Source organism: Phyllobacterium zundukense (assembly GCF_025452195.1).
GTDB classification, from domain to species: domain Bacteria; phylum Pseudomonadota; class Alphaproteobacteria; order Rhizobiales; family Rhizobiaceae; genus Phyllobacterium; species Phyllobacterium zundukense_A.
In genome coordinates this window covers 276,272-294,859 of record NZ_CP104973.1, presented here as the reverse complement: position 1 = coordinate 294,859, position 18,588 = coordinate 276,272, and the positions used below count along the sequence as shown (strand labels likewise).

Below are 18,588 nucleotides of genomic sequence, written 5' to 3'. Positions count from 1 at the left end.
GATGGAGTGGCAATGAAACCATTGGCCGAGGTACCGGTTCTTGACCGGCTGGCGGCAGACGAAGCGAACCTTCGTTCTGCTTTCCGTCCAGGAGAACCGTCATCGACAAGACTGATCGATGCGGACGAAACCGTGAACCGGTTGCGGCCGCACTTTCCGCGTTTGGGCATCGTCCGGATGGCAGAGGTGACCGGCCTCGACCGGATCGGCATTCCCGTGTGGATGGCCGTGCGGCCCAATAGCCGGACATTGGCCGTCAGCCAGGGCAAAGGCATCAGTGCCGCGCATGCCCGCGCTTCCGCTGTGATGGAGGCGGCCGAAATCGCCATTGCGGAAGATGTTCCGCTCGCTTCCTTTGCCGCCAGCCGCCGCGAGCTACGTGACGCCGGCCACGATGTTTTTGATGGGCGCATGCTGTTGATGCGTGGCGCGGACGAGGCCGGAGCCGATGAGAACGATTATTGGCTCGAAGGCTTCGACCTTTTGAAACAAAAGCCGGTTTTTGTGCCGCGCGAACTGGTTTCGCTCGATTTCACGTCGGCGCGGCAGTCCTGGCATTATTGCCAATCGACCGATGGCCTTGCCTCGGGCAATTGCCTGCTGGAAGCAGTCATTCACGGATTGTGCGAGCGTGTCGAACGCGATGCGACGGAGTTATGGCGCTTTCAACGCGACGCAGGTGTGCAGGCGCATTGCGTCGATCCGGCGGTTTTCGGAGATAGCGGCATTGACTGGCTGGCGGAGCGGATCGCCACGGCAAACTTTGTCTTGCGGCTGTTCAACGTAACGTCGGATATTGGCCTGCCGGTGTTCATGGCGACGATCAGCCCGGCGACACAGCATGGCACTTATCTGCATTTCGATCTGGCCGCTGGTTATGGTTGCCATTTGTCGCCGTGCGTTGCAGCTATGCGGGCTATAACCGAGGCAGCCCAGACACGAATCACCAATATTTCCGGTGCACGCGATGATTTCGACCCATCCGAATATGCGCAGCGCCTTGCGCCGGATCTCGGCGTCTATATCCACGCCGAACCGGCCGGTCACTGGCGGTTTGACGAGCCAGAACCCGCGGACCGCGCCAGCCTCGAAACCTATCTCGAACCCTTGCGCCGGCGCGGTATTGGCAGCGTCGTTGTCGTTCCCATGGGCGGCGAGGATTACGGAATGTCAGTCTGCCGTGTTTTGGTCAACGAGCTGGAAAGTCCGGCCGGTATCCGCAAGCATCGCTTTGGCGGCCGTGCGCTCAACGCCATGCTTCGGCAATAGGAGAGGGCGATGAAGATCCTGTTTGCGGGCCCAAGCCTTTCCGGAACTGAATTTGTACCTGTGCGAGGCGGTGAAGACCGCGTGCTGCCTGAATATGGGTTGACCTGCCGCGGTCCGGCCAAATGCGGTGATATCACCCATGCGGTAGATCAAGGCTTTCGCGTCATCGCAGTGGTCGACGGGCGGTTCGAAGACGTTGCCGCGGTCTGGCACAAGGAGATTCTCTACGCGCTGTCGCGCGGAGCCACCGTTTACGGCGCGGCCAGCATGGGCGCCCTGCGCGCTGCCGAGTGCCATCCGTTTGGCATGATCGGCATTGGCGACGTGTTCGAGCGCTATGCCTTTGGCGGCCTGGAAGACGATGCGGCCGTCGCGCAGGTTCATGCGCCGGCCGAATTCGGCTACATCGCCTTCAGCGAAGCCATGGTGACCATCGACGCGACGCTCGATGCGGCGCTTGCCGCCGGAACAATCGATGCCGGGGAATACACTCTCATTCGCGCGCGCGCCGATGCCGTGTTTTTCAAGGAACGGACCTGGCGGCGGATATTCGAGGTTGTCGCGCCCGACATCGATCGCGCGGCCGAACGATTGAAACCACATATCCGCAATATCAAGCGTGAAGATGCCGCGGTGCTGCTCGACGTTCTTCTGGAGCGTAAAAGCGCTAAACCGGTCACAGAGCTGCAGCCTGATTTCGCCGGATGGCAATTCAACGAAACCACGCAGTGGAGCAAGCTTCGGGTCTGAACTTATTGATTATTTCGTCCTGATTGCGCCTAACCCATATTAATTACGTGACTTCTTGAAAAAACACGAGAAAAAGGCATTTGAGTCACGCTTGCGTAACGCTGTGAAACATAATCTCATCACGTGGTCGCAAGTTTAACGCATGAAAACAAAACAAAAAAGCATTCAAGCGTGTGTGGGAGCAAGCGGGCAGTCAGTGGGGACCTACGCCGGAATTCTAAATATTCTATAAACAGTAAACTCAGAATTTCGGCGTAGCACTGGTCTAGTAGGGGATTAGTTACAAAATAAAGTTCAGAAAACGACAGGTGAAAGCCACGCATTGCGCGCCCTTCCGGGGCGCGTTTTTCTTTCTCGTGTCTGGATAAAATTTCTGGAAGAGAGCTACTCCGCGCCGCCAGTCCGCTCTGTGCCCTCATCACTTTCGTCATCATCGTCGGCGGCAAGCCATTGATCGAGAATTGCGACGGACATCGGGCCGAGATTGGGAATCAGTGTCAGGTCAAGCTGTCGCGCCCATGCTCGCTCGGGCTCCCAATCTGGCGGCATATTCCATGGGGTTCCACCAAACTCTATCCACAGTGCGTTCACGATGCGTGAATGCACTGTCTTTGAGGGGCAGAATGTCTGCAGACGATTTCGCATAAATACCCTTGGCAAATGTTGCGTGAGATTGCTTTTCCCGTTCCTTTGGCCTGGGGCAGGGCCGGCGCTATGCTCGGCAACTGCCTTCTGCCTTGGATTGGGATGTGCAACGGAGAAACTCTTTGCCACGCGTGGCCAGGAAAGTTCTGGCCGATGCCGGGAACTGGACGGTGAGCCCGGCAATCGCAGGGATAAAGGACGCCATCTCTTGGAGAAGGCGGCCCGTTCCCATTGTGTTTTTTCTCCGCTGTTCGTTCAGCGGTTTTCTTCTATACGGCATAACTCGGGCCCCCCAACGACCCCATTCATTCCTCTATTTGCCTTGGCAGTTCAGAAAAACTCAAGGCACTACCGCCAAGACCGTGGTTATATGCCATATAACCTGAGCTCCCCTTGCCCCACCAAGAAGTACTGATAGTTACAACGAAATACAGATGCGGACATTCTGAAAAATACTTTATTTGTATTTATAGTTCTTCTTTATTTTGTAGTTTTTTCGATTCGCTTTTGACAAATAAGTTATAGTATATTGACTTTTCGTCAATAATTAAAATTGATTAACAGTACTAGCGAAACCATAGTAATAATTATTATAGCTCCAGAAACAGAGCCCTTCGCATTTGCAGTCAGCGATTAATTTCAAGATACAACTTTTGGCGCTTGTGCGCTTGGCCCGTCAGACCTGGATTGTTTTTGAGCTTTGTGAATGACAGATCGATTTGTTCACATGGATAAAGGCGTCGATTGTCCCTTGGATTAGCTTCTTCTCGGCATCGTCCAGCGCTTCGACTTTTCCATATTTCAAATTGTGTCCATATCGACGATTCCCATCAGCTGGGTCGATGCAAAGCTCCTGTGTTGCCAAACGAATGAATACAATGGTTGTATTGTTGCGCAGGCGCTGCTCGCGCGTCACCCCGCCCGTTATCGTGAGTACGGCACTTTTGGTTTCCGGACTTTGTCGAGCGAATCTTTGCCAGGCGCTCCAGCAGATCGATGCGGGCTTTGGTCGTGTTCAAGTGTCAGAAAGATGACACTTGCAACTTCCTTGTCGGAGTTAAGAGGTGGGCAATCAGGTAGATGAACACGCTTTTGGTGTTCGTCCACCTATCGTTGAGTTCGCCCACCAGCATCAATACATCATTAATGCGGGACATTGTTTGACTTATACGGCCCGGGCCATCTCAATCGAGCCGTCCACGCGACCCATGCCCGTACCGTACGCTTTAAAAGGGGGCTGGTACGCCTCCTGATCCATGCTGTTCCGGTATACCGCTGCGGCTTGGGTGCGATTGTGAACCCGAAGCTTGCGAATAAGATTGTGCACATGAACCTTGACGGTGTGTTCGGACAATGTCAGGCGATCCGCAATGATTTTGTTCTGCAGGCCTTCCGACAGGAGTTCCAATATCTGAGTTTCGCGGAGCGTCAGGGTCTTGATCTGCTTGACGACGCCCGAACTGTTTTTTCCTTGGTTGCCGAACGCATGTGCCTGGCCACCGGCCATGTTCGAATTCTTCTCGATTGAACGGATAATCGCCGAAGGATAATATTCACCGCCATTCAGCAGCAGCCAGATCACCGCCAGCCAGATATCGAGTTTGAGACTGAAGGGGAGAAGTCCCTGGACCTGCCGGTTATCGAACAGGCTGTTCAACTCTTGTAAACCGGCGCTGTTTTCATCGATCATCATTGTGATCGATGCGCTGGGAAAGCGCTTTTTGAAACGTGCGATGCACTCGGTTACATCGGCGACAAAGCCGCTGTGAATAAGCACGAGGCCGACATCTTCATCAAACTTTTCGTACTCGACGAATTTGCTGGACAGGTGAACATCAATGTCGGGAAATGTTCTCTCCAGGGATTGAACCAGGCCCTGAAATACCACTCCCGATTCGGCATAGATGAATATGCCACTTTTGAACTTTGAGTCGCCTTCAAGCTTTGCTGCATAATGAATATGATCAGGTGTTGTTCCGCTCATAATAGTTCCCTACGCCCTTTGATGAGAAGAGTATTTCTCTTCAGGATTTATTTGCGTTTTCGCTTAGCCCAATAAGTTCTTTTATTCATTTGCCTCAACCTGACAGTAAGCCCCCGCTACCCGTGTTGATTAATAGAGGATTAATAAATGGCGCGTGACGCGGTCGTGACATAAGCAAGTGTGATTTAGCCTGCAAAGACGGTGGGTTGTCCGGCCTGGGCCGATCCACTATTGTTCGTGTTGAACCCGCGGTCGCCCATTTTTGGCGTCCGTTTTGGCGCCGTGAGTAGAAAAACTACCGTAAAGTCCGATGACTAGTTGGCTTGGCCAGAGGGCGACTCGCGCAGTCGGGTGCAGCCAAAAGGTCTAAGCAACATTGGTAGGTTTGGATCAGGGCCATCGCGGGCCACAACGTCCGCCGGCTTGGATTTTATAGTACCTGTCTGGAGTTGCACCAAGTATCACCACGTAAACATAAGTAGCGTATATCGATGTGATGTATTTTTTCCATCGCATTCGTGGCTGATAAGACGGGCGAACAGAAGCACGAAATCTGCAACGCCCGCATTCTGGTTTAATCGCCCCGGCGATGCTTGCAGATATTCTTATTCAACGCACGAGCGCACTTTCTTCGAATACCTGGCCAAGCCGGTAATCGACAGCATGTCGCGAGCGTTCCGGGAATCTAGACCTTTAAACGAAAACAGCGCCGGCAGCTTTGAGCTGCGGCGCTATCAATTCAACGGCACGATTGTCTATTAGATGCAGGCCATCCAGGCAATACGCCGGATGTCCGTGCGTGCGATGCCGAGATCAGCAAGATTGCGATCGGTGCACGAACGCAGTTCGTGGAGATTCTGCCGGTACTGACGATATTTGTGAATACGGTTGCGAAGGCTCATTGGTCTTACCCCTTTTATTGCCCTCCCTGAAAACAATTATGCTGCGATCTGTATCGATTTAAAATTGCGAATGTTGCACAGCAGCATTGCTTTTGGTGCATACCGGTATGAGGCGATTTGATCGCTTGCCGCCAGCTTTCGATGCGAGGCTTTTCATGAACAGATACTTGCAGCTATAAGGGCCAGCAAGACCCTTCTATCTATTCAGGATAAACCATGTCACAGCCAGTAACGACCGCTCGAGACAGGCTTGAGGAAAGACTGGCGCGACTGACGGCAGGCGACAAAGATGAGCGCGTCTTCGTCAAACTCTATCCCGAAACGGCGCGCCGCGAGGCTGATGCTGCCGATCGCCGCCGGCGCGAGGGGGCGGGTCTCGGACCGCTCGACGGGCGGATTGTGTCGATCAAGGATCTTTTCGATGTCGCAGGCGAACCGACCCTGGCCGGTTCGACCATCCGGCGTACGGCCAACCCGGCAATTGCCGACGCTCTCATTATTGAAAGACTACGTGCTGCCGGGGTGGTGATCATCGGCAAGACGATCATGACTGAATTTGCGTTCACCGCTGTCGGCCTGAACCCGCACTATCCGACAGCGCCGAACGCTGTCGATCCGGATCGCGTCGCCGGTGGATCGTCCATTGGCGCCGGTATATCGGTGGCGGAGGATACCAGCGAAATTTCCATAGGCTCTGATACGGGAGGGTCGGTGCGCATTCCTGCAGCGCTGAACGGAGTCGTTGGATTTAAACCGACAGCCAAGCGTGTGCCGCTGCAAGGTGCGTTTCCGTTGTCACCAAGTCTCGATTCCATCGGGCCATTGGCACGGTCGGTTACCAATTGCGCGATCGCCGATGCTGTTATGAGCGGGGAGGCGGTTCCGGTCCCTGAGGCGATTTCGCTGAATGGACTGCGGATAGGTGTACCGCGAGGGCAATTGTTTGCGGAGATGGAAAAGCCGATTGCCGATACCTTCGAACAATGCCTGGAGGCTTGCGCAAAAGCGGGAGCGATCATTTTCGATTCTACGGTAGATGATCTGATCGATGCGTTGGCCAATGCGACGTCGATCGGTTCTATCGCCGGCATTGAAGCCAGCCGGATTCATGCTGAGTGGTTGCATGATGAGACGCTCGACGTTGATCAGCGCGTCCAGCGTCCGCTCTTGCGTCGTCTTGGTGTTTCCGAATCCGATTATATTAAGCTGATGCAGAAGCGACAGGCGCTGGTGCGGCAGATGGATCAACGTATTTCCGCTTATGATCTCTTCGCCTTGCCGACAACACCTATTGCCGCGCCAACGATCGCCTCGGTGAGGGACGACGCCGTTTACAAGCGGGTTGAGACGCTGCTCCTGCGCAACACACAGGTCGCCAATCAGTTCGATCTTGCTGCGATCAGTCTGCCAATGCCGGGCCTGACTTTGCCGGGCGGACTGATGCTTGTCGCTCGACATGGCGCAGACAGACGGCTGCTGGCCATGGCGCTGTCCGTGGAACAGCTTCTATCTTGAGCTATATAGTCGCCGGCCCCTTTGAAATGATAATTTTGAAGCAACTCGAAATAGCGCTCGCAATTTCGAGGAATGTCGTCAGGATGCGCCACGCCTTGCAAGGAAAGTCACTTCTATGATCCGTCATTGTGTATTTCTGCGTTTTCGTGACGACGTGCCGTCATTGGACCGCCAGTCCATCTACCGCGATCTTCAAATTTTGTGCGCAAAGCTGAAGGGTGCGCTGACCATCATGTCCGGGGCAAATGTCAGCCCTGAGGAGGGCATGGACAAGGGATTTTCTGAAGGCTTTATTCTCGATTTTGCCGATGCGGTAGCGCGTGACGCCTATCTTGTTCATCCGGAACATCAGGAAATTGCTGGGCGGATCGTTGCTTCGACCGCCGGTGGGACTGACGGTGTTTTCGTTTTTGATATGGAAGTTTGAGACCGATGCAGGACAAGGAATTCTTCACGAAGCTGTTTCAGGCAGCAGTCGAAGCGGCGGATCCGGAGCGGACCATTGCAGCGCATATTCCGCCGAAGCCAAAAGGACGGACTATCGTCATTGGCGCCGGCAAGGGCTCGGCGCAAATGGCCAGCGCTTTCGAGAAAGCGTGGGCCGCGATACATGGAGATGCTCCGCTCGAAGGTCTCGTCGTCACACGCTATGGATTCGGTGCGCCTTGCAAACAGATCGAGATCATCGAAGCATCGCACCCGGTTCCGGACGCTGCAGGTCTGGTGGCTTCAAAGCGCCTGCTTGAAATAGTCTCGGGGCTGAAAGAAGACGATCTTGTGGTCGCGTTGATCTCCGGCGGTGGTTCTGCACTGTTGCCGTCTCCACCGCTAGGCATGACCCTTGAGGATGAAATCATCGTCAACAAGATGCTCCTTGCATCCGGTGCGCCAATCGCGGCGATGAATGCTGTGCGTAAGCATCTATCAACCATAAAGGGTGGACGTCTGGCTGCGGCGGCTCACCCGGCGCGTGTCTATTCGCTGATCGTCTCGGACATTCCCGGCGACAATCCCGCCTTCGTGGCTTCCGGCCCCACTGTGACCGATGAAACGACGCGGGAGGATGCCTTGAAAATCGTCGAGCGCTACAGTCTTGACCTGCCAGCAGCAGCCCTCGCGCACCTTCACTCAGCAAACGCCGATGCGCCCAAACCCTCCGATGCGGTTTTTGCCGGCCACGAGTATCATGTGATTGCCTCGGCCGGTGTGTCGCTTGAGGCTGTTGCGAAGGCCGCTCGCAATTTAGGCGTCGAGGCAGTCATACTCTCCGATGCAATCGAAGGCGAAGCACGTGAAGTCGCACACGTCCATGCGGCAATGGCGAAACAGGTCCTTGCCAAGGATCAACCATTCAAAAAGCCCGTCGTCATACTCTCCGGCGGAGAAACGACTGTGACAGTGCGGGGCAAGGGCAAGGGTGGTCGCAACAGCGAATTCCTTCTGTCGCTCGCTATCGACATTGATGGGGCAGACGGGATCACCGCCTTTGCGGCCGACACCGATGGCATCGACGGTTCCGAAGACAATGCCGGCGCATTTGCCGACAGCACCAGCATTGCCCGGTTATTTGCCAAGGGGCATGACGCGTCGGCCTCACTCAACAAAAACGATGCCTGGACCGCGTTTGATGCGATCGGCGATTTGTATGCGCCCGGTCCCACCGGCACCAACGTCAACGATCTGCGGGCCATTCTCATTCGCTGAATGTCACGGATGGACGCTTAATCGCCATCTTTGGGTGGTCAACAGTGGCCGATTCATGCCAGCGTGAGCTGCTCTAGCATGCAACGCTACGATCCGTGCCATCGTCCGGCGCAATATCCAAAGGAAAGTCGAATGCGGATAGCCCTGTCCCTGATAGCCCTGTCTCTCATGCTCGTCACGGGTTGCACAACCACACCAAAGACGACCACTCCCGCGGGGCCTTCACCTGCCAAGGATACGCATTTTGTCCCGCCACCCAAATCCCTGACACAGCGCGCAACTCCCTCCAAGGCGCCCAGCCTGAGTGAGTCTGCCGCCGCGGCTGCAGCCAAGCCCGCTGCCGCTCAGTAACCACATTTTTGCTATGCGACGCCGTCTCCGCCTACCTGCGTCGGGGCGGCGTTTTGCATTATACGGCACGTCAATTTCTGGAGAAGAACAGGGCTGAAACAACAAAACCCACCGCGGGAGGAGGTGCGGTGGGTTTCGTTGGTTTTGGAAGGCCTTCTGGGAGGAGAAGAGGCCGTCCGTTTCGACAGGGCCGGGAGGAGGTGGCGCTGTCGAAAATTCCTGATTTGAGAATAACTCAACTGTCCTGATTTAATACAGACAATATTGCATAGCAGCAATGCATTTTGTGCAACGCAGCAATCTCATCGCCGAAGCGTCACGCTCCGATCACGGCCAATTGACTATGCATCAGGAACGGAACCAGTCCCCGTCCGTTAATAATCCATGAACGAGGCTTGAATGGCGATAAACGCTGGCCTCCAGATGTGGTTGGAAGGGGCAGGAAACATGCGCTTCGACAGATCATCGATACCTATTCTCGCAGCGGCGCTTATTGCGTCGGCTGAAGTATTGCCGGCCAATGCTTTCAATATCAAAAATCAGGCAAAAGCGTCGGACGACGTCAGTGAGGTCAGCAATCGACAATTCGAACGGGCTGCCTTGCTTGAAGCCAGAGCGTATATTTGCGGAACCGATGAAGCCAGCGAAGCGGCGATGAAAGCGGGGATGCGGGAAACCGGATTGCCGGAAGACGTAGCGGTCGAAATCGTTTCTGATCTCGCGTCTGGTCACATCGACAAGGCAGAAGAGTCCGGATCAAAAGAAATATGCGGAAAAGCTAAAGTGCAACTTTCCGGTTTTTAGCGTAGATTATTCGATTATCGAATAAAATAGCTCAACGCATTCATTCACTTGTAAACCATTCAGTAAAATTTTAAAATAAATTTATGGATTATCGCCTGTATTCACGAATATTTGTAGTAATTAAAGGGCTTTTCAATTCGCGCATTTTGAGAATAATGTTATCTGCGAAGTCTTGGTGGAATCAACAATCATAATTTAACCATCGCTGGAAATTTCTTCGAAAGTATCGGGGAATTTGTTGATAAGCACATTGGTCGCATGGCTTTTGTCCTTGCACTAGTGCGAGAAGATTTTAGTGGGATACAACTCACTATTGCGGTTCACGGGATATGGAGAGAACAGCATGAACAAGAGAGCACAAACACTCGAAGTATTAAAAACAGAACTCTCAAAATTGTGCACCTTGGCGGATAATGCTGGTTTCGAGATGATTGCCTATTTCATCGAAACTGCAATCCGTGAATCTGATGAGCAGTTGTCACAGGAAACCCGCGCCGTGGTCGGTATGGAACTGCGCCTGGAATCGTCTCGCGCACGCCACCTCTGAATCTCGTTCTTCCCATTCAATCAAACTTCAATTTTTGTGAATCATGAAATCGCGCTCTGTTATTGTGCGTTTGCGCCGCTCGCCTATATGAAGGCAATGACCCCGCTATCTGTCCTTGACCTTTCACCGATTGTTGCTGGCAGCGATGCCGCACAGTCCCTTCGTAATTCGCTGGATCTTGCGCAAAACGCGGAGCGACTTGGCTATAACCGCCTTTGGCTAGCCGAGCATCACAGCATGCGCGGTATTGCCAGCGCGGCGACGGCCGTTGTCATCGCGCATGTCGCGGCTGGCACGTCGAAAATCCGGCTTGGAGCCGGTGGTATCATGCTGCCGAACCATTCTCCGTTGATGGTGGCAGAAGCCTTCGGCACGCTGGCTTCCTTGCATCCAGGCCGTATCGATCTCGGTGTCGGCCGTGCTCCGGGCACAGATCAGATCACTGCCCAGGCGTTGCGCCGCAATCTCGATCAGGACATCAACGGCTTTCCACAGGATGTGGTCGAGTTGATGGGGTATTTCCGCGATCCCGAGCCGGGCCAGCGCATCATAGCTGTTCCCGGAGCCGGAACGAAAGTGCCTGTATGGATACTGGGCTCCAGCCTTTTCGGCGCACAGCTCGCGGCGGCACTCGGCCTGCCTTATGCCTTCGCATCGCATTTTGCACCGGCTGAAATGGAGCGGGCGATCGAGATCTATCGCGCTCGCTTCGAACCGTCTGAGTACCTGGACAAGCCCTATGTAATGCTGGGCCTCAATGTTTTCGCCGCAGAAACCGATGATGAGGCAAAACTTTTGCAGACCTCGCAGCAGCAGGCCTTTGTCAATCTGCGTACGGGCAATCCGGGGCCATTGCCCGCGCCGGTGCGAGGTTATGAGGAAACGCTCGACCTTCACGCGAAGGCGATCTTGCGTCAGGCTCTATCCTGCTCGGTCGTCGGGTCGCCGGAAACCGTGAAGGCCGGCGTTCAGGATTTCATTGTGCGCACGGGTGCAGACGAGATTATGGTGACAGGCCAGATTTTCGATCATCCAGCGAGAATCCGCTCTTATGAGATTCTCGCTGAAACCATGATCGAGCGGCCTGAAACCGCCCCGCTAAGCCGCCTGGCGTAGACCGCCTGCAGCTTCGATAAAGGCGATCACGTCGTCAAGGCCGTTCCTGCGCAGCATGTCGGTGAACACATAAGGCTTCGCTCCACGCTGAACCTTGGTATCCGCGTCCATCACATCAAGATCAGCGCCGACATGGGGCGCGAGGTCCTTCTTGTTGATGATCAGCAGATCCGAGCGCGTGATGCCCGGTCCGCCCTTGCGCGGGATTTTTTCGCCTTGGCAGACCGAAATCACGTAGATCGTCAGGTCGGCGAGATCGGGTGAGAAAGTCGCGGCCAGATTGTCTCCGCCGGACTCGATGAAGACAATGTCGAGATCGGGATGACGTTTGTTCATCTCGGCAATAGCCTGCAGATTGATCGTCGCGTCTTCACGGATGGCCGTGTGTGGGCAACCGCCGGTCTCGACACCCATGATCCGGTCCTCGGGCAAGGCTTGCAGCCGGTTGAGGATCAGCGCGTCTTCCTTCGTGTAGATATCATTGGTGACGACAGCGATGGAATAGCGGTGGCGCAGCGCTTTGCACAGCATTTCGGTGACTGTGGTCTTGCCGGACCCAACCGGCCCGCCAATCCCGATGCGAAGTGGTCCGTTTTGCGAAATCATGAGCGAAATACCCTCGAATATTGTGTTTCATGTTGCATGGCCATGATGTCGGACATGATGGCCGCCGAGCCCAGATCATCGAGGCTGGAACGCGCAGCACGCTCAGTCACCGCCAGGATTTGCGTTTCCATTGCCGCCATCAACGATACGCCATGGCTTTGTCCGAGCGGTACCAACCGGACGGCGCCTTGAATGAGGTTGGAAACGACGGCATGAAGATAGGCGGCAAGCGCCGGTTCACATGCAACCCTGTTCCGGGCTGCAACCATGGCAACGGCGACCGAATAGGGCATTTCTTTTGCCACGCCGGATTTTGCGTTGCTCCAGTGTCTAATAGCTTGAAGGAAGGCATTGCCTTGCAGCATGGTCTCCATGTGCCGCTCTTTCGAGCCGGCCATTGCCTCTCCGAGCTCCGATTGTTCCACGCAACTGCCGCCCGTATCTGCATCCACCCAGCTTGCAGCAAATAAAACCGCGTCATTCCAGACCGAGCCGTGGTTCATAAGATCAACAAGCCAGTCCTGCAACGATGCCTTGTCGTGGATCAAACCATCATGCACGGCTCGCTCGATGCCATGACTGTAGGAAAACGCCCCGACAGGAAAAGCCGGGGAAAGCCACGTCATGAGGCGCAGAAGCGCGGTGTTTACGCCAAGGTTAGCCATGGGTGTGATCGTGGTGTTGACGATCATGGCCATGTTCACGCGCGTGCGAATGCCCATGCCCGCTATGATATGCGCCGTGCAATGGAAGGAACGGCGCCGTGATCTCGGTAACTTTCGCCCCAAGACCTTCCATCATCGCCTTGATTACGTGGTCGCGCAGGATGACGATGCGGCTTTCTTCCAGTTGCGCCGGCAGATGACGATTGCCAAGATGCCAGGCCAGTTCCGACAGATGCCGGCGATCCCGCGGCGTGACCTCGTAAAGCGCTTCATCCGCCGCAATGATCTCGGCCATCCTCCTATCCTCCAGAATAAGCACGTCGCCATGCTCGAACGCGATGGCTTCGGGCAAATCGACAAGGATTTGTTCGCCCTGCTCTAGTGTCAGGACTTTGCGCCGCAAATGCCGCTCGTCATGGGCCAGTACAACGCGATCGAACGGCGTGCCGTGATAATGCCCGGCGTGGCTATGGTTGGTGACGCGCTTCATCACGCTTGGCCTTTCTCATCAAAATCATCGTTCATGCACAGGAAGAAGTCGATCGGCGGTGCGTCACCGGTCATCTGCGAAAGCAGTGTATGGACCTGGCCGCGATGATGCGTCTGGTGGTTGAAGATTTGTGTCAGCGCGCGATCCAAGGTTGACGTATATGGTTGGCCTTCGGTGGTGATCCAGTGAAAGATACCCTTGATCGAAGCCTCGTCCAATTTGGTGACCACATCGATAATGTGATCGTCCAGGGCGATGCGCGCCGCATGCAAGTCATTGAAATTATCGTGCAGAACGACATCCAGGGAGGGGATGGCGTAAAGGTTCCCCGTGAAGCGACCGAACCATAATTTGTCGATAGCCAGGATATGATTCAGCGTGCCGTGCACCGATTTGAAAAACGCGCGTCTGTCGGCGAAATAATCTTCGTGGTCAAGGGCACCGGCTGCCGCGTAAATCCGCCCATTGGCCCACTTGTTATAGTACGCAAGCCGCCTGAATTGATCCTTCACTTTGTTCCTCCCCTCAGAACAGAAAGTAGCGCTGTGCCATCGGTAGCAGCGTTGCCGGCTCGCACGTCAACAACTGCCCATCCGCCCGAACCTCATAGGTCTCCGGATCCACCTCCACATGTGGTGTGGCATCATTGTGGATCATCGATGCTTTGGAAATGCCGCTGCGTGTGTTTTCGACGCCGATCAGTTGTTTGTCGACACCGAGCGACTGGCGCAAGCCTGCCTCGACCGAAGCCTTGCTGGCAAAGACGACTGACGAATTGCTGACATTCTTGCCAAAGCCGCCGAACATATAACGGTAGTGGACCGGCTGCGGCGTCGGGATGGAGGCATTGGGATCGCCCATGGGTGCGGCAACTATCGAGCCGCCAAGCAGGACCATATCCGGTTTTACGCCAAAGAAGGCGGGGTTCCACAAGACGAGATCGGCACGCTTTCCGACTTCGATTGAACCCACGTGCCGGGAAACACCCTGTGCAATCGCCGGGTTGATCGTGTATTTGGCGATGTAGCGTTTGACGCGAAAATTGTCGTTGTCGCCGGTTTCCTGCGGCAGGCTCCCGCGCTGACGCTTCATTTTATCAGCAGTCTGCCACGTGCGTATCAGCACCTCCCCGACACGTCCCATGGCCTGGCTGTCAGAGGAAATGATCGAGAATGCGCCGATATCATGCAGTATGTCCTCTGCGGCGATCGTCTCCTTGCGGATACGGCTTTCGGCAAACGCCACATCTTCCGGGATCGATGAAGAAAGATGATGGCACACCATCAGCATATCGAGATGTTCGGCGATGGTATTTTTCGTATAGGGCCGCGTCGGATTGGTCGAAGATGGAATGACGTTGGCAAGCCCGCAAATCTTGATGATGTCCGGAGCGTGTCCACCACCAGCACCTTCCGTATGAAAAGCGTGAACTGTGCGACCCTTGAAGGCGGCGACCGTGTCCTCGACGAAGCCGCTCTCGTTCAGCGTGTCGGTGTGGATCATCACCTGCACATCGTACTGGTCGGCAACCGAGAGGCAGTTGTCGATCGTCGCGGGTGTCGTACCCCAATCCTCATGCAGTTTCAGCGAGCACGCCCCGCCAAGGATCATCTCCTCCAGCGCTTTCGGCAGCGATGTATTGCCCTTGCCTGAAAGGCCGATGTTCATGGGGATGGCGTCGAAAGACTGAATCATCCGGCCCAAGTGCCAGGGCCCCGGCGTACAGGTGGTCGCCAGTGTCCCATGGGCTGGTCCTGTGCCGCCGCCAAACATTGTCGTAACGCCTGACATCAGCGCTTCCTCAATCTGCTGCGGGCAGATGAAATGGATATGGGCGTCCATGCCGCCGGCGGTGAGGATTTTGCCTTCGCCCGCGATGATTTCCGTGCCAGGGCCAATGATGATCGTCACGCCGGGTTGCGTATCCGGATTGCCGGCCTTGCCGATTTCAGCAATCAACCCGTCCTTCAAACCCACATCGGCTTTATAAATACCGCTATGGTCAACGATCAGTGCATTGGTAATCACCGTGTCGACGGCACCGTCTGCACGGGCAATCTGGCTCTGGCCCATGCCATCGCGAATGACCTTGCCGCCGCCGAACTTCACTTCTTCGCCATAGACAGTGAAGTCCCTCTCCACCTCGATGAAGAGTTCGGTGTCGGCAAGACGCACCTTGTCGCCCGTCGTTGGCCCAAACATGCGGGCATAGGCCGCGCGAGTGATTTTAGCGGGCATGGAACTTCCCTCTTGTATGGATAACGGAATGGACGACAACGGGCGGCGTCTGCCACATTTCTGCCGCGATATTGCCTTGGAAAAACCCGATCAGCGACCGCTTGAGATCGAATTCCGCATGTGAAGTGCGCGCGTCATCAGTAGATGATCGTTCGCCAATCTCGTGAAAGGAAAAACGATGCGAAAGATGATAGCCCTCGCGCTCTGTGCGGGATTCCCGCTTGCGACTTCTGTTGCTTACGCGCAGTCCGCGGCGCCGCAGGCTCCAAGCGCCGAGCAGCCCGCTCCAAAGAGCGAGACTCCAGCCAAGCCTGGTGCCACGGCCATTACCACCATCAATATCGTGGATATCAATGAACTGCCGGATGCAACCAAGACCCAGGTCAACGATGCGCTTGCCAAGCGTAGCGACGCAGACATGCAGAAACTGCGCACGTCGATCGACAAGTCGCCACAAGTCTCCGCGGCCTTGAAGGAAAAGGGGCTGACATCCGCAGCGGTGGTCATTGCCAGCCTCGATTCCAAAGGCCTGCTGACCCTGGTGACCAAGAAGCCAAGCTGACAGGCAAGCCCTACCTGACCCACATCTGGAATATGCGCAGCGATCGGTGTTTCTCCGGTCGCTTGTTGTCGTGGAGATGAGGTCAAGCGGAGCGGTCACAGCTTTCCCATGATCTTCTGCTGAAACCCGTAAACGGTCCGGTTCCCGCTGAGCGGCACGAGCGTAATATCACGCTCCTGCCCCGGCTCGAACCGGACCGCCGTTCCGGCGGCAATATCGAGACGCATGCCGCGCGCTTGATCGCGGTCGAATACCAGTGCCGAGTTGGTTTCGAAGAAATGATAGTGCGACCCGACCTGCACCGGACGGTCGCCGGTATTTGCCACCTTCAGCATAATATTGCTGGCACCGGCATTCAGTTCGATTTCGCCTTTAGCCGTTATGATTTCGCCGGGGATCATCTGCGGTTTCCTACCTTATCGGTTCGTGCACGGTGACGAGCTTTGTCCCGTCCGGAAATGTCGCCTCGACCTGTATGTCGTGGATCATCTCTGGAATACCTTCCATCACCTGTTCCCGGGTGATGACATGTGCCCCTGCCTGCATCAGATCGGCGACCGACCGGCCATCGCGGGCGCCCTCGACGACGAAATCGCTAATCAATGCAATGGCTTCCGGATGATTGAGCTTGACGCCGCGTTCGAGTCGGCGGCGGGCGACCATCGCCGCCATAGAAATGAGAAGTTTGTCCTTCTCGCGTGGTGTCAGGTTCATGCTTTTCCTTTAGCCATACTCAGTTTTGCGTCTAGATTGACCAGACTTTAGGCACGCCTGCCTTTTCATTGAGCAGTTCTATCAATGGCACCAGCCGCTTCCTCAATGAATAGGCGTCACCATCGACAAGCCTCGCAAGAAGCTTGCCAGACCAGAAGGAAACACCGCCTTTTGTGCCAACTATTTTTCGGCTCGGCTCAAGATGACGTTCGGCGTCGGCATCGAGAAGCAGGACAGTCGCCATGGTGCGCATCCCCCCAAACAGGGCAGGACGGGCAAGCATCGATGCCGCGTCGGGTCCGATTGTGAAATCTTCCGCATGGATCAGTTTGCCTTCCTGGCGAATGCGCCAGCGATCCCTGAACAAACAGTTCTGCACGTCCTCACCCATCGCCTTGCGACCGAACACGACGGGCTCCACAATCAGGGCACGGCTAGTCTCGGCAAGATCGACGGTAAGGGTTCGCTTCAGTGCCGAGCCCTCAAACAAAATCGTCTCCTGCGGCAACCACGCGAGCGATGCGCGCTCCGCCACTTTCAAGATGCTTGTTATGTCAGCGGTGCCGGCAGACGACTTGTAGATGCGCTCGCATGCCTGCGTGGTGACCTGCGCCCGGCAATTGTCAGCGACGTCGAATCGCCAGCGCATCTCGTCGCCCCCCGTCAGTCCGCCCGATGTGTTGATCATCACCGCCTCAAGCGAACGATCATCGATCTCAGGCAACCGAATCTTGGCGCAGCCGTCCTGATAGAGTGTGTCTATACGCGTACGACCATTGGAAGGTTTGACAGAGAGATGCGCCGAGCCAAAGGCACGTTGCGGTTTTGCTTCGATGGCTGGATCAGATGGATGCACGCTCATTTCGGCACGCTATCGCAATGATCCAGCTTGCGGAAGCTCAATAGGTGCCAAGTTCTATGGCGCGCTGGTGTGCCTTGAATACAGCCCGGACCATAAGCCGTTTGAGTTTGTCATGGCCCATCAACACGTCGAGCGCGGCGGCAGTGGTACCCTTCGGGCTCGTCACCTGTTCGCGCAGCGTCGTTGGGGTGTCTTCGCTCGAGGCGGCGAGGACGCCAGCGCCATAGACGGTCTGCATCGCCAGGAGCTCCGCGGTCTTTCGTTCGAGGCCAGCCACAACGGCCGCTTCGGTCAGGCATTCGATGAAATGAAAAACGTAAGCCGGCCCCGAGCCCGAAACCGCCGTTGCGACGTCGATCAGTTTTTCATCGTCCACGGCTGCGACTTTTCCGCTGGTTTTCAACAAGGTATCGACAAACTCGGCATCCTTGTCGCTTACATTCGAATTGCGGAACGTGACGATCATGCCTTTGCCGATCGCTGCAGGCGTATTCGGGATGGTGCGGATAATCGCGGTTTTTTCACCTAAGAATTCCTCGAACAACGCGACCTTGACGCCGGCGGCAACACTGACGAACGTTGACCCGGCTGCGAAACGCTCATAGGCGGGCAGCACATCGCGCATCACCTGTGGCTTGACCGCGATGAGTATAATGCGCGGCGACAGATCGTCTTCTAGCCTGCTTGCGTTGGCATGCGCATGAACACCGAGCGTTGCCGCCCGTTCGCGCAGCGTATCGGTTGGCTCGACCACGGTGACCTGATCCGGCTTCAATATCCCGGCGTCCAGCCAGCCCTTGAGCATGGCAAAGCCCATATTGCCGCAACCGACCAGAACCACATTGTCCATTTCATTCTCCCGCT

Annotated in this window: 23 protein-coding genes; 10 read left to right on the top strand and 13 right to left on the bottom strand. The window is 55.5% G+C overall.

Annotation, left to right across the window (positions count from 1 at the left end; translation table 11 throughout):
* The first annotated feature begins 12 nt into the window (after positions 1-12).
* The gene (locus N8E88_RS13820; protein WP_262294167.1) at positions 13-1,269 is read left to right on the top strand and encodes a YcaO-like family protein; all 1,257 of its coding nucleotides are present in this window, start codon (positions 13-15) and stop codon (positions 1,267-1,269) included.
* A 9-nt stretch (positions 1,270-1,278) separates the two neighbouring features.
* The gene (locus N8E88_RS13815) at positions 1,279-2,019 is read left to right on the top strand and encodes a TfuA-like protein (RefSeq protein WP_262294166.1); all 741 of its coding nucleotides are present in this window, start codon (positions 1,279-1,281) and stop codon (positions 2,017-2,019) included.
* A gap of 384 nt (positions 2,020-2,403) precedes the next feature.
* Here the strand turns inward: N8E88_RS13815 and N8E88_RS13810 are convergent, their stop codons facing one another.
* The 4 genes from N8E88_RS13810 to N8E88_RS13795 all read right to left on the bottom strand — a co-directional run bounded on the left by N8E88_RS13810 (position 2,404) and on the right by N8E88_RS13795 (position 5,550).
* Positions 2,404-2,568, bottom strand: a complete 165-nt coding sequence (locus N8E88_RS13810) for a hypothetical protein (RefSeq protein ID WP_262294165.1) — start codon at positions 2,566-2,568, stop codon at positions 2,404-2,406.
* A gap of 772 nt (positions 2,569-3,340) precedes the next feature.
* Positions 3,341-3,580: a hypothetical protein gene (locus N8E88_RS13805; protein WP_262294164.1), complete on the bottom strand. Its 240-nt coding sequence runs from the start codon at positions 3,578-3,580 to the stop codon at positions 3,341-3,343.
* Between the two features lie 249 nt (positions 3,581-3,829).
* Positions 3,830-4,648, bottom strand: coding sequence for a response regulator transcription factor (locus tag N8E88_RS13800; RefSeq protein WP_262294163.1), 819 nt, complete (start codon positions 4,646-4,648; stop codon positions 3,830-3,832).
* 758 nt (positions 4,649-5,406) lie between these two features.
* Positions 5,407-5,550 carry a DUF1127 domain-containing protein gene (locus N8E88_RS13795; RefSeq protein ID WP_112526153.1) on the bottom strand — a complete coding sequence of 48 codons (144 nt, stop codon included), beginning with the start codon at positions 5,548-5,550 and terminating at the stop codon, positions 5,407-5,409.
* 216 nt (positions 5,551-5,766) lie between these two features.
* On the opposite strand from N8E88_RS13795, the gene N8E88_RS13790 reads away from it, so the two are divergent.
* From N8E88_RS13790 to N8E88_RS13760, 7 genes are all read left to right on the top strand, one after another.
* Positions 5,767-7,065, top strand: a complete 1,299-nt coding sequence (locus N8E88_RS13790) for an amidase (RefSeq protein WP_262294162.1) — start codon at positions 5,767-5,769, stop codon at positions 7,063-7,065.
* 115 nt (positions 7,066-7,180) lie between these two features.
* Positions 7,181-7,492: a Dabb family protein gene (locus tag N8E88_RS13785; protein ID WP_262294161.1), complete on the top strand. Its 312-nt coding sequence runs from the start codon at positions 7,181-7,183 to the stop codon at positions 7,490-7,492.
* A 5-nt stretch (positions 7,493-7,497) separates the two neighbouring features.
* Complete coding sequence (locus tag N8E88_RS13780; protein WP_410010646.1) at positions 7,498-8,769, top strand: glycerate kinase type-2 family protein; 1,272 nt, start codon at positions 7,498-7,500, stop codon at positions 8,767-8,769.
* A 132-nt stretch (positions 8,770-8,901) separates the two neighbouring features.
* The gene (locus tag N8E88_RS13775) at positions 8,902-9,120 is read left to right on the top strand and encodes a hypothetical protein (RefSeq protein WP_262294159.1); all 219 of its coding nucleotides are present in this window, start codon (positions 8,902-8,904) and stop codon (positions 9,118-9,120) included.
* A 399-nt stretch (positions 9,121-9,519) separates the two neighbouring features.
* Entirely contained in the window at positions 9,520-9,924 is a 405-nt protein-coding gene (locus N8E88_RS13770) for a hypothetical protein (RefSeq protein ID WP_262294158.1), read from the top strand.
* A 343-nt stretch (positions 9,925-10,267) separates the two neighbouring features.
* Positions 10,268-10,471 carry a hypothetical protein gene (locus tag N8E88_RS13765; protein WP_262294157.1) on the top strand — a complete coding sequence of 68 codons (204 nt, stop codon included), beginning with the start codon at positions 10,268-10,270 and terminating at the stop codon, positions 10,469-10,471.
* Positions 10,472-10,567: 96 nt separating this feature from the next.
* Positions 10,568-11,587, top strand: coding sequence for an LLM class flavin-dependent oxidoreductase (locus tag N8E88_RS13760; protein WP_262294156.1), 1,020 nt, complete (start codon positions 10,568-10,570; stop codon positions 11,585-11,587).
* Here N8E88_RS13760 and ureG read toward each other — a convergent pair.
* Genes ureG through ureC form a run of 5 tightly spaced genes read right to left on the bottom strand, consistent with a single transcriptional unit; the run spans position 11,570 to position 15,586 of the window.
* Positions 11,570-12,193, bottom strand: a complete 624-nt coding sequence (gene ureG / locus N8E88_RS13755) for an urease accessory protein UreG (RefSeq protein WP_262294155.1) — start codon at positions 12,191-12,193, stop codon at positions 11,570-11,572. The two genes, N8E88_RS13760 and ureG, sit on opposite strands and share 18 nt — an antisense overlap.
* Positions 12,190-12,885 (bottom strand): urease accessory protein UreF, encoded by a 696-nt coding sequence (locus N8E88_RS13750; protein ID WP_262294154.1) that lies wholly within the window; start codon positions 12,883-12,885, stop codon positions 12,190-12,192. The genes ureG and N8E88_RS13750 overlap by 4 nt, the downstream gene beginning before the upstream one ends.
* Complete coding sequence (gene ureE, locus N8E88_RS13745) at positions 12,851-13,348, bottom strand: urease accessory protein UreE (RefSeq protein WP_262295720.1); 498 nt, start codon at positions 13,346-13,348, stop codon at positions 12,851-12,853. Before ureE ends, N8E88_RS13750 begins: the two co-directional genes overlap by 35 nt.
* A complete protein-coding gene (locus tag N8E88_RS13740) occupies positions 13,348-13,860 on the bottom strand; it encodes a DinB family protein (RefSeq protein ID WP_262294153.1) in 513 nt (170 codons plus the stop codon). The genes ureE and N8E88_RS13740 overlap by 1 nt, the downstream gene beginning before the upstream one ends.
* 13 nt (positions 13,861-13,873) lie before the next feature.
* Positions 13,874-15,586: an urease subunit alpha gene (gene ureC, locus N8E88_RS13735; RefSeq protein WP_262294152.1), complete on the bottom strand. Its 1,713-nt coding sequence runs from the start codon at positions 15,584-15,586 to the stop codon at positions 13,874-13,876.
* A gap of 178 nt (positions 15,587-15,764) precedes the next feature.
* Between ureC and N8E88_RS13730 the strand changes: the two genes are divergently transcribed.
* A complete protein-coding gene (locus tag N8E88_RS13730) occupies positions 15,765-16,148 on the top strand; it encodes a hypothetical protein (RefSeq protein ID WP_114428251.1) in 384 nt (127 codons plus the stop codon).
* A gap of 95 nt (positions 16,149-16,243) precedes the next feature.
* Here the strand turns inward: N8E88_RS13730 and N8E88_RS13725 are convergent, their stop codons facing one another.
* Genes N8E88_RS13725 through proC form a run of 4 tightly spaced genes read right to left on the bottom strand, consistent with a single transcriptional unit; the run spans position 16,244 to position 18,574 of the window.
* Positions 16,244-16,549 (bottom strand): urease subunit beta, encoded by a 306-nt coding sequence (locus tag N8E88_RS13725; protein WP_262294151.1) that lies wholly within the window; start codon positions 16,547-16,549, stop codon positions 16,244-16,246.
* 10 nt (positions 16,550-16,559) lie between these two features.
* A complete protein-coding gene (locus N8E88_RS13720) occupies positions 16,560-16,862 on the bottom strand; it encodes an urease subunit gamma (protein WP_106715462.1) in 303 nt (100 codons plus the stop codon).
* A 31-nt stretch (positions 16,863-16,893) separates the two neighbouring features.
* Positions 16,894-17,724, bottom strand: coding sequence for an urease accessory protein UreD (locus tag N8E88_RS13715; protein ID WP_262294150.1), 831 nt, complete (start codon positions 17,722-17,724; stop codon positions 16,894-16,896).
* A 37-nt stretch (positions 17,725-17,761) separates the two neighbouring features.
* Positions 17,762-18,574 (bottom strand): pyrroline-5-carboxylate reductase, encoded by an 813-nt coding sequence (gene proC / locus N8E88_RS13710; protein WP_262294149.1) that lies wholly within the window; start codon positions 18,572-18,574, stop codon positions 17,762-17,764.
* Positions 18,575-18,588 lie beyond the last annotated feature (14 nt).